An 11200-nucleotide genomic window follows, 5' to 3' on the forward strand; every position below is an offset into this window, starting at 1 on the left:
ACTATTTATAATAAGGCACTGCAGGCTCAAGCAACTTTGGATCCTGTACAGTTTCGGACTGCGGCGGAGGTAAAAACATTTGGGCCTGCGTTAATGTAGCTTTGAAACTGGTAAGCTTTCCGTTTCCATCCAGCGTGCCCCGCTCCTGCGCGGCAATAATTTTCTGGGCTTCTGTAAAACCCTGACGCTGAATATCAAACCAATAGTCGCCCTCGAAAGCAAATTCAACCTTGCGTTCATGTAAAATATCTGCTTTGGTAATAGCTGTAAGCTTGGTTAAGCCGGCACGGTTGTGTACTTGGTTAAAGGCATCCAAAGCAGCGGCATCGCTTGTTGATGCTTGATTAGCCAACACTGCTTCGGCGTAAATAAGCAACACATCGGCGTAGCGCAGGATAAATGTTGGCATACTGGTATGTCCATCCGGGGTAACCGGTTCATCTGTCCTGTTTGTACCTACTATATACTTCTGGATATTTGAACGGGTACCTGTAAATATAAAATGGTCATCGGTGGCCTTTCCGGTAGTATCATAAGTAAACCCGGTAGGGAAATTATCATTGATCCATTCGGCGCGATGAAAGCCTTGCTGCATTACAGACCATCCGCGTCTTTTATCCGCAGCTTCATAACCTGTTGCAGGATTTAACATATCAATTGATGGCACAACAGCCGAGTAACCGTTTGCACCAGTTGGTTTTGGGTGAACAAGAGGCTGTGGGGCAACATAAATAGAAAACCTGTTACCACCATTCCATCCCATTGATGCCAGCCAGCGCAGCGAAAAAAGATTTTCGATGTTATGCGAATTGGCAGCTGTTGATGAAGTAAACATGGCATTGTAATCGGGATTTAAGCCAAGCTTACCTAAACCCGGGCCATTTGCGTAATCAATAACCTGTTTTGCTTTTGCGGCAGCGTTTACATAATCTTTTAGATACAGATAGATCTTAGCTTGCATACCAATAGCAGCATATTTGGTTACGCGACCATCCTGGTAGGATACTTCTGGAAGCGCAGCTTCTGCAGCCTGCAGATCTTCTAAAGCAAAACGAAGTACATCTTTTTGCAGATAACGCGGCACCAGGTATGCGCCCGGTTTTGTTAAATCAAGTGGGTTATCTACTATTGGTGCATCGCCAAAGGTGCGGCCTATATAAAAATAAGCAAAGCCCCTTATAAATCTCGCTTCGGCAATACCTACGTCCAGATAATCTGTACTGCCAGATACCTGCGTTTTTTTATCTTTAAACGTTTGTATTAAAACCGATGCCTGACCTGCAGCCTTATAGCAAGAGTTCCAGGTGCTTGACACCAACCCGTCGGTACTTTGAATTTGAAAGTTATAAAATGAGTTGTATTGCGAGTTACCCGCTGTACCGGTTACTGTACCACCCAATACGTCACCTACCGAGGTAAATGCCTTATCAAACCAATCGCCCCAAACGTTATTGTATAAAATTCCGGTGGCGCCATTTACCTGGGTAGCCGTGGTATAATAGTTGTCGGTAGTGGGGCTTGTTGTTGACGGATGGTTCAGAAAGTCTTTCTTACAAGACGCTTCCACACAAACCGCCACAAACATTAAGAATATGATTTTTATTTTCATGTTGCTTAGTATTTATCTTATTAAAATTGGACGTTGGTACCAAACGTATAGGTACGTGGTACTGGGTAATGACCGTTATCTACGTTCATAAACCCTACCTGCGAGTTAAGCGCGCCTAACTCCGGATCATAGCCTGTGTACTTAGTAAAGGTGTGCAGGTTTGGAATAGATGCATAAAACCTGATGGAAGCTATTTTAAGCTTATTGATGATGCTTTTAGGTATGTTGTAGCCAAATGCCACATTCTGGATGCGCAGGTATGAACCACTCTCGATATACCTGTCAGATATTTTCAAGTTGTTGTTGGTCCATTGGTTATAGCGTGGCATATCCGATGTGGTATTTGTTGCTGTATACCTGTTTAATACCGTAACCAATTGGTTGTTGAATGCACTTGACATTGCTTCGGTTTGCCTGCGGGTATAGTTCATGATCTGGCCGCCGTAGCTTCCGTATAAAAATACCGACAGATCAAAGCCCTTATAGTTAAATGTATTGGTAAAGCCGTAAGTGAATTTAGGATTAGGGTCGCCTATAACCTGCTCATCTTTGTCATTAATTATGCCATTATGATCCAAATCTTTATACCTGATATCGCCCAGCCACAAAGAATTTGGCGCAACGGATAATCCTGTTGGGATAGGCCCTTTTGCCAGCTCTTCCTGAGTTCTGAAGATTCCATCGGTAACGAAACCATAAAATGTACCTAATGAGCCGCCTGGTGAAGTAAGCGACGTTAAGTTGCTTGTACCGTACTCGTTAAATATGCCCGACAGGGTTGCCGTAGGATTATTTAGCTGGTTAAGCACATTTTTGTAATGAGTAAAGGTAAGATTGGTTTTCCAGTTAAAATCTGCACGCCTGATGTTGTATGATGTAATACCTATATCGATACCAGTATTGGTCATTTTACCGGCATTGGTAATAGGGGTTTGGATATCGTTGTAAGATGTTCCCAAGCCGGAGAACGAAGGCAGTTGGTTTGACAAAAGCATATCGGTACTGATCTTTTTATATACATCAACCGAAAGCTCCATTCTGCTGTTCAGTGTGGTAAGATCGATACCTGCGTTATAGGTTTTTGTGGCTTGCCACTTAAGATCGGGGTTAGCCACGTTGTATGGCAAACTTCCCGGCCCGAAAGGCGCAGTGCCAAATAAGGTTATGGATGATACGAATGCATTGTTCTTGGTGTCCTGATTACCTACTTCGCCAAAGCCCGCGCGAATTTTCAGATAGCTGATAGCATTGCTAAGGCTTTTCATGAATGATTCGTTGCTAACCGTCCATGATGCAGATACAGCCGGGAAGGTCCCCCACCTGTTACCCGGACCAAAGCTTGATGAACCATCACGACGAATAGTGCCCGAAACAGCGTATTTGTTATCAAAAGTATAACCAACACGGCCAAAGTATGATTCCATGCTCCAGGTACCCGCGCCGGCGCCTATACCTTGTGTAAGATCTGCATCACCTGCGTTTAATGATGGCAGGTTGGCCACCAGGTTATTACGGTTGGCGTTGATAAAGTCATAGTCTGACCGTTGAACTTCATGCCCGAAAGTTGCGTTTATGCTATGTTTACTTGCAAAAACGTGGTCGTAGTTTAAAAAGTTCTTTACGTCCCAATAAAGACTTTGTGTTCTTTGCTCCCTTACACGGCTTGGTGATAAGATAACATCGCCGGTTTGATCATTTTGAAGAAATGGCTGAAACGCGTGATCACTTTCCAGGTTAAAGTTGTAGTTAACCTCATTTCTTAAAGTAAGGCCTTTAAAAAAGTTTATTTCGGCATAAATAGCACCCAAAGCTTTTGTATTAGCTGTTGTAACATCGCGGGATTGGGCCAATGTTACCGGGTTGTTGGTTAAATTGATCTGGTAACCGCCAATATTGGCATTGGTGATGTAGTTACCATAAATATCTCGAACCGGCGATACAGGCGTATTGTATAGTACCGTACTCGTTACCGCATCGAAACCATCGGTTAAACCAATCTGTTGCTTGCTTTTTGTAAGGTTGGTAGTAAAACCGGCTTTTAACCAGTTATTAACCTGCTGATCAATACTTGCCCTTAAGTTGTACCTATTGAAACCTGTTTTGATAAGCGTGCCTGTTTGGGTTAAGTAACCGCCAGAGAAATAATAGTTTGTTTTATCCTTACCCCCTGATACCGACAACTGGTGACTTGTGGTAATCCCCTTTTGGTAAATCTCGTCCTGCCAATCGGTTCCATGGCCTAATACCGATGGGTCGCGAAATTCTATAGTACTATCCATACCACTACCGGGTACCGCACGCACTTCGTTAACTAATGAGTTTTGGTATTGGGCAAATTGCTGCAGGTTCATAACCTTTAGCTTTTTAGGAATTTCAGAAAAACCTACGTAGGCATCATAATTAAGCTTGCTTTGGCCTACTTTACCATGTTTGGTATTAATAATAACAACACCATTTGCACCCTGTGAACCGTAAATGGCCTGCGCCGATGCATCCTTCAAAATGTCGATAGATTCAATATCCGACGGACTTAAAGTTGCCAGCACACTTTGACCTGTTTGGCCTGCGCCCCCGCCAAGGAAATCCTGGCTTAAGCTAATATTGGAGTTACTTTTAAACTGAACACCGTCAATGACATACAATGGTTCGTTTGAGCCGGTAGCGCTGGTAATACCACGCACCCGTACAGAAACGCCACCGCCTGGCTGTCCGCTGTTATTAGTGATAGTTACCCCGGCAACCTTACCCTGCAAGGCTTGGTCGATACCGGCAACCGGAAGATCTTTAATATCCTTAGCCGAAACAGACGAGATTGATGAAGTAACATCGGCACGGCGTACGGTACCATAGCCGATAACAACTACTTCATTTAAATTGCTGGCATTTGTTTTCAGGGTTACGTTTAACTCGGTTTTATCGCCAATTTCAACCTCCTTGGCTGCCATACCAATATAGCTGAACTTAAGCACTTTAGTACCCACCGGCACACGGATAAGGTAAGCTCCATTGGCGCCCGTAATTGCGTTTACAGTTTTTGCCGATACGGTAACACCGGGCAATGTTTCGCCCTGGTCGTCTGTAACTGTTCCTCTGATCAATGTACCTGTACTTTGAGCCTGGGCCAGCGCAGCTACAAGAATAAAGCAAACAAACAGCAAGGCTATTCGTAAAATTTTTCTCATAATGATTAATTAATTGATAATTGGTTTATTAGATTTTGGTTAATTGTGCCATCGTTTAGGTGTTTCAGCCTGCCCGCATAATTTTCAAATGATAGCGCTATCATTTAATATTACAGGACACGTATCGTCATTTTAAAACAATGAGCAATGCTTCAATAAATTGGTTAACTGTTATTTTCAGGTTTATACTAATTCCGCAAATGAAAATTCCGGCTTTAATATTTATTATAATGATGGTAAAATTATATGGTAGTCGATACCCCGTTGTGGATAAATAGGGGCACAAATGTCAACCCATATTAAAACACTGATTTACAGATAATTAATTATTAAAATAGATAATAAAAACCTTAATTATTTACAGGAGTGTCCCTAATGTGCGCATTATTTGATACCGTATTGATAAAATAGTATCATAATGTACGTTAAAAATGAATGACAAAAATGAGTAAAAATGCTGCCGGATGTTAAATTATAAAAAAAACGAATTAACCCACGAGGAGCCTTTCGCAAACGCATACATTTTGCAGATGTGGTATATTTAAATTGAAGTAATTGTTAAAAATTAAGGTAAAAAATAAAAGCCCCTCGCACTCGCTGCTTGGGGCTTTAAACCTAAACCTTATCACAATATAATAAGTGAAGTCACTTATCTTATGAGGAGGCAAAGATATTTCGTTGAACTATATGTTGCAACTTATTTGTGTAACAATGACACTATCGTTATAAAAGCACGCTTGATAACTTAACGTTTTGTTTAAAGTGCAAGGGCATACTTAGCTTTAAAACGATTTTAGTAAGTGCCTTAGGATGTAACTTAACGTTAAGTTACCTAACCAGACGTTGTGTTATCTTTTACTAATTAACAATCAAGGTGCAGTATTCGTGCGGGCCAAGACCGGTAAATACCGCATATTAACAGTGGATATCATTTTAATCTGCGTAAATTTATCTTTATGGCCAACTATCGGTATAAAAGCACCTCCGTATCAAAACGAGTCATATACCATGCGGTATTCGCTTGCTTTTTTATGATGCAGGGCAATAATTGAATGTATTTAATATAAATCTGTTGTTAAATAATTTAACATTACGTACAATTGCAAATAACTGTGCATAATGGGCTTTAACGTAGTTATATGTTATTTAAACAGTTATTAAAACTTGAATTTTAAACAAAAAATAAGGTAGTATAGGCACTAAAATCACATTTTTTAGCAATTAAAATAGAAAGTGTTTTTTTTACAATAAGTTAATCCTACTTTTAACCCAATTTTTTTAACAAAACTTAATTTATGATCATAATTGCTGACGGTGGCTCAACTAAAACCAATTGGTGCCTGGTTACCGAAGAAGGTAAAAAAGTGTATTTTAACACAGAGGGTTATAACCCTTATTTTTCAAGCACGGAGTATATCATACAATCGTTAAACGAAAGTTTGCCAACCGACCTTGATAAAAATGAGATAACCGAAGTAAATTATTACGGTGCAGGCTGTTCAACAGCTGATATGCGCATGGTTGTGGAAGTAGCTATGAAAGCTGTGTTCACCAAATCGAAAGTAAATATTGGTCATGACCTTATGGCTGCTGCCCGTGCCTTGCTGGGTAACAAAGAAGGTTTTGCTGCTATTTTGGGTACAGGTACCAACACCTGTATTTATGATGGTAAGGATATTATTAACAACATCGACTCGGGTGCTTATATCTTGGGCGACGAAGGCAGTGGTTGCTACATCGGCAAAAAATTACTGACAGATTACCTTAGGGGATATATGCCGGAACCCGTGCGTAACCTTTTCTGGGAAACGTTTAAGCTTACGCCCGATGATATAAACGAGCAGGTTTACACTCAACCCCGTGCAAACCGCTTTTGCGCAAGCTTTAGCAAGTTTGTATATGATAACAACGTACATATTGAATATTCACGCAACCTGGTACGCACATCTTTCGAAGATTTTTTCCGCAATCTGGTTACACATTATCCTGATTATCAAAAATATTCATTCAACTGTATCGGTTCGGTAGGTTACAACTTCCGTAACGTACTTGAAGAGGTAGTTACCGAAAACGGAATGGTTGTAGGCAACATCATCCGCTCGCCTATAGATAACCTGGTGAAATTTCACCTGGAGTTAACACCAAGCTCTTTATAGGATTTTGTGACTTTTGGGACTAAAAGACTTTTAGACAAAAAGAAAGGGCCGGAAATTAATTTTCCGGCCCTTTTTATATTTTATTCTATTGTAAAGAGTCCTTTATCTTTGCTCCTTTAGTCCTAAAGTCTTTTAGTCCAAAAAACCTAAGCCAGCGTCAACTCGCCCTGAAATATCTTTCCGTATTTACGTTTATCAAATTTGTAAAGCTTGGCCGCGCGGTATGATACCCCTTTTTGTTTTTCATCCAGCTCCTTTAAAAAGCCATAGCTCAGCATCTTTTTGCGAAAGTTCCTTTTATCGAGTTTTTTGCTCAACACTGCTTCATATAATGATTGCAGCTGGGTAAGTGTAAACTTCTCGGGCAGTAGTTCAAAGGCTATTGGCTGATAGTGCAGCCTGCGGCGAATTTTATTAAAGCCTGTATTAAAGATCTCGCTATGGTCAAATGCCAGTTTTGGCAAATCATTTACAGGGTGCCAGAAGGCCTTTTTCGCAAACTGCGTTACGGGGCGCAGTTCTTTTTGCCCGTTAATACGGATGAGCGCGTAATAAGCCACGGTAATTACCCTACCCTGCGGGTGCCTGTTAACTTCGCCAAAAGTATGAAACTGCTGCATGTGCAAATCGCGCAGGCCGGTAAGTTCATACAAAATGCGCTCGGCGGCATCGTCAATACTTTCGTCCTGCTCCACAATGTAGCCAGGCAAAGCAAGCTCATCTTTGTAGGGTTCCTCGTTTCGCTCAATCAGCAAAATCTTAAGTTCTCCGGCATCAAATCCAAAAATCACGCAGTCAATCGAGAATACGGAATCAAACTTAGGTAGCATTACTTCCAAACTATTGGGGGTTTATGGGTTAATTCTTTAAATATATGGTGTAAATTGCTAATCCAAAAAAAAATAAATAAAATTTAATGGTGTAATTTACACACAGTATCTTCGTAGCACAAATTTAGTAGTGTAAAGATGCATAAAATTTCAAAACTCGCAGTTCTCACATCTGGCGGCGATGCCCCCGGAATGAACCCCTGTATAAGGGCGGTTGTTAGAACAGCGCTATATAACGGCCTTGAAGTTGTAGGCGTACGCCAAGGCTACAAAGGCCTTATCGAGAACGACATGTATGACATGAACAAGCGCTCGGTAAGTAACATACTTAATTTGGGAGGCACCATTTTAAAAACAGCACGCTGTTTACCTTTCAAAGAAGATGAAGGTATGGAAATTGCCTACAAACATTTAAAAGAGCGTGGTGTTGATGCCCTGGTAGTAATCGGCGGCGATGGTACATTTACCGGCGCCCTGCGTTTCTCCCGTAAATATCCGGATATTGCCGTTATGGGTGTTCCCGGCACTATTGATAATGATCTTTGCGGATCAACCTATACCCTGGGTTTTGATACCGCTACCAATACCGTTATTGAGGCTATTGATAAAATACGTGATACTGCCGATGCGCATGACCGCTTATTCTTTATAGAAGTAATGGGGCGCGATTCTGGCGCGATTGCCCTGCGCGCGGGTATTTCATGTGGTGCCGAAGCTATTTTACTGCCCGAAAAGCAAACCGCCATTGAAGACCTGATCAAAAATCTTAAAGCCGGCGAAATGAATAAAAAATCATCGAGCATTGTTATTGTTGCCGAAGGCGATAAGAATGGCGGCGTGTATGATGTGGCAAAAGCCGTACAAAAAGAAGTTAAAAACTACGATATTAAAGTAACTATATTAGGCCACTTGCAAAGAGGGGGCAGCCCATCAAGCTTTGACCGTATTTTGGGCAGCAGACTGGGCTTTGCAGCAGTTAACGCTTTAATAGCTGGCGAAACACAAAAAATGGTAGGTTTGCAGGCCAATCATATTTTGTTAACCAGCCTTGAAGATGCCCTTAACCACCATGAGTTTAAACTGGAAGCAGACCTTTTACTGATGGCGGATATATTATCGATATAATTAATGATAGCAGTTGTATATAGCGGATCGTATTTTGCACATTGGCGGCTTGCCGATAAGGGCCGTACTGTTGCCTCTTTTAAAACCAATGGCATCAACCCCTATTTTAACGACGAGAAGCATATATTGCAGCTGCTTAACAAAAACATAAACCTTATACACCACGCCGAAGAAATAAAACGCATCTACTTCTTTGGCGCCGGCGCCTCTTCTGACGAGCGGAAACTGGTGATCCATAACGCACTTTCTGCATTTTTTAAATTTGGAAAAGTAACTGTTGAGCATGATATAACCGCGGCAGCCATTGCCTGCTGTAAAAACTCGCCGGGCATTGTGAGCATCTGCGGCAGCGGATCAAATGCGGCCTGGTATGATGGTAAAAAGGTGCAGCCCAACAATTATGGCCTCGGTTATATTTTGGCCGATGAAGGAAGCGGCAACTGGTTGGGCCGACAACTCATTAAAGGTTTTATGAACGAAACGCTACCCGCAAACATCCGCAAAAAGTTTATTCACAAGTACGATGCCGACCGGAAAACCTTGCTGGAGAAGGTTTATCGCCAAAAACAACCGGCGCTTTTCCTGAGTTCATTTACCGAATTTTACATCGATAACAGGGACGATAATCATCTCCAGAGCGTCATAAAAAAAGGTTTTAGCACGCTAATTTCAACATATTTAGTACCTTTAACTAAGCAACATCCCGATGCCTCCATTCATTTTGCCGGTACGGTTGCTGCCAATTTTCAGGAACTTTTACATGAGGCCGCTGCCGAAGCCAATCTTCAAATAGCAAACATCATTAAAGAACCCATAAATAATTTATTAACCTACTATTCTAATAAAAATTAAAAAAATCATGAAAATAGGAATTAACGGTTTCGGCCGTATTGGACGTCTGGCATTCAGAGCCGCAATTGAAAGATCCGACATAGAAGTTGTTGGTATTAATGACCTGGTTGAGCCAGATTACATGGCTTACATGTTAAAATACGATTCAACCCACGGACCATTCAAAGGCACTATTGCTGTTGAAGGCGGACATTTGGTTGTAAACGGTAAAACCATCCGTGTTACTGCTGAAAAGGACCCAGCTAACCTTAAATGGGGTGAAATTGGTGCCGAAGTGATCATAGAGTCTACAGGCTTGTTCTTAACCCAGGAAACTGCTCAAAAACATATTGATGCCGGCGCTAAAAAAGTGGTAATGAGCGCACCAGCTAAAGATGATACCCCTACTTTTGTAATGGGTGTTAACCATAAAGAATTGAAAGCCGATCAAAACATCGTTTCAAACGCATCATGTACCACCAACTGTTTGGCTCCTATAGCTAAAGTATTGGATGATAGCTTTGGTATTGAAGAAGGCTTAATGACTACTATACATGCTGTTACAGCTACCCAAAAAACAGTTGACGGCCCATCTGCCAAGGACTGGAGAGGTGGTCGTGGCGCTTACCAAAACATCATCCCTTCATCAACAGGTGCTGCTAAAGCAGTTGGTTTAGTTTTACCTCAGTTAAAAGGTAAATTAACAGGTATGTCTTTACGCGTACCAGTTGCCGACGTATCTGTAGTTGACTTAACTGTACGCTTGAAAAAAGGTGCATCATATGAGGCCATCAAAGCCGCTATGAAAGCTGCTTCTGAAGGCGAATTAAAAGGCATTTTAGGCTATACCGAAGATGAAGTAGTATCTGAAGATTTCAAAGGCGATGCACGCACTTCAATTTTTGATGCAAAAGCAGGTATCGGCTTAAATGATAACTTCGTAAAAGTAGTATCATGGTATGATAACGAATGGGGTTATTCAAACAAACTGATTGATCTTGTTCAGGAATTAGCTAAATTCTAATTTCCAGTCATCAATCTTTAATTTATACCAAAAACGCCCTGGCAATTGCCAGGGCGTTTTTGGTATAAAACTATGTCATTGCGGAGCGCGACAATCTCATAGTATAGGAGATGAACTTTGTTTACGGATTTGCGTAAGAGGGTACATCGCTGCCAGGTTTTACTAAAGGATAATTGGGCTTGTTTATGCTATGCCGTGAATTGACTTTACATCAACTCGCCATCCTTGCTTTCGTGGTAGGTTTTATAGGCCAAAAAATAAAAGAAAAGCGCGGGTAGTGCATTTAAAAGTATGCCCTTAGCGCTTACATCAGGAAATGTTATAACAACCTGCAAAATAAGCAGTGCTAAAGTAACGGAACCGCATATTACAAACAGCGTACGGAACTTGGGATTCATAAGCAGGTAAATCTATAATTAAACTATCTAACTATTCCTTAAACG

8 protein-coding genes are annotated in these 11200 nt (G+C 41.3%); 4 read left to right on the forward strand and 4 right to left on the reverse strand.

Annotated features, from left to right (window positions below):
• Position 1 precedes the first annotated feature (1 nt).
• Together BLS59_RS12635 and BLS59_RS12640 are read right to left on the reverse strand one after the other, a co-directional pair.
• Entirely contained in the window at positions 2-1609 is a 1608-nt protein-coding gene (locus BLS59_RS12635; RefSeq protein ID WP_091149650.1) for a RagB/SusD family nutrient uptake outer membrane protein, read from the reverse strand.
• 20 nt (positions 1610-1629) lie between these two features.
• Positions 1630-4791: a SusC/RagA family TonB-linked outer membrane protein gene (locus BLS59_RS12640; RefSeq protein WP_091149651.1), complete on the reverse strand. Its 3162-nt coding sequence runs from the start codon at positions 4789-4791 to the stop codon at positions 1630-1632.
• Positions 4792-6086: 1295 nt separating this feature from the next.
• Here BLS59_RS12640 and BLS59_RS12645 point away from each other — a divergent pair.
• Positions 6087-6947 (forward strand): N-acetylglucosamine kinase, encoded by an 861-nt coding sequence (locus BLS59_RS12645; protein ID WP_091149652.1) that lies wholly within the window; start codon positions 6087-6089, stop codon positions 6945-6947.
• A gap of 146 nt (positions 6948-7093) precedes the next feature.
• Here the strand turns inward: BLS59_RS12645 and BLS59_RS12650 are convergent, their stop codons facing one another.
• Positions 7094-7786, reverse strand: a complete 693-nt coding sequence (locus BLS59_RS12650; RefSeq protein WP_394330845.1) for an NUDIX hydrolase — start codon at positions 7784-7786, stop codon at positions 7094-7096.
• Positions 7787-7915: 129 nt separating this feature from the next.
• On the opposite strand from BLS59_RS12650, the gene pfkA reads away from it, so the two are divergent.
• Genes pfkA through gap form a run of 3 tightly spaced genes read left to right on the forward strand, consistent with a single transcriptional unit; the run spans position 7916 to position 10757 of the window.
• Positions 7916-8902: a 6-phosphofructokinase gene (pfkA, locus tag BLS59_RS12655; protein WP_091149654.1), complete on the forward strand. Its 987-nt coding sequence runs from the start codon at positions 7916-7918 to the stop codon at positions 8900-8902.
• A 3-nt stretch (positions 8903-8905) separates the two neighbouring features.
• Complete coding sequence (locus tag BLS59_RS12660; RefSeq protein ID WP_091149655.1) at positions 8906-9754, forward strand: hypothetical protein; 849 nt, start codon at positions 8906-8908, stop codon at positions 9752-9754.
• A gap of 7 nt (positions 9755-9761) precedes the next feature.
• Complete coding sequence (gap, locus tag BLS59_RS12665; protein WP_091149656.1) at positions 9762-10757, forward strand: type I glyceraldehyde-3-phosphate dehydrogenase; 996 nt, start codon at positions 9762-9764, stop codon at positions 10755-10757.
• A 206-nt stretch (positions 10758-10963) separates the two neighbouring features.
• Here gap and BLS59_RS12670 read toward each other — a convergent pair whose 3' ends face one another.
• Entirely contained in the window at positions 10964-11155 is a 192-nt protein-coding gene (locus tag BLS59_RS12670; RefSeq protein ID WP_091149657.1) for a hypothetical protein, read from the reverse strand.
• Positions 11156-11200: the final 45 nt, after the last annotated feature.

Origin of the sequence: Mucilaginibacter pineti, from assembly GCF_900101875.1 — a bacterium.
Taxonomy (GTDB): domain Bacteria; phylum Bacteroidota; class Bacteroidia; order Sphingobacteriales; family Sphingobacteriaceae; genus Mucilaginibacter; species Mucilaginibacter pineti.

Excerpts from the sequence above, each read along its gene's own strand:
- BLS59_RS12635 (WP_091149650.1), bottom strand. The coding sequence starts at position 1,609 with ATGAAAATAAAAATCATATTCTTAATGTTTGTGGCGGTTTGTGTGGAA.
- BLS59_RS12670 (WP_091149657.1), bottom strand. The coding sequence starts at position 11,155 with ATGAATCCCAAGTTCCGTACGCTGTTTGTAATATGCGGTTCCGTTACT.
- BLS59_RS12645 (WP_091149652.1), top strand. The coding sequence starts at position 6,087 with ATGATCATAATTGCTGACGGTGGCTCAACTAAAACCAATTGGTGCCTG.
- BLS59_RS12640 (WP_091149651.1), bottom strand. The coding sequence starts at position 4,791 with ATGAGAAAAATTTTACGAATAGCCTTGCTGTTTGTTTGCTTTATTCTT.
- pfkA (WP_091149654.1), top strand. The coding sequence starts at position 7,916 with ATGCATAAAATTTCAAAACTCGCAGTTCTCACATCTGGCGGCGATGCC.
- BLS59_RS12660 (WP_091149655.1), top strand. The coding sequence starts at position 8,906 with ATGATAGCAGTTGTATATAGCGGATCGTATTTTGCACATTGGCGGCTT.
- gap (WP_091149656.1), top strand. The coding sequence starts at position 9,762 with ATGAAAATAGGAATTAACGGTTTCGGCCGTATTGGACGTCTGGCATTC.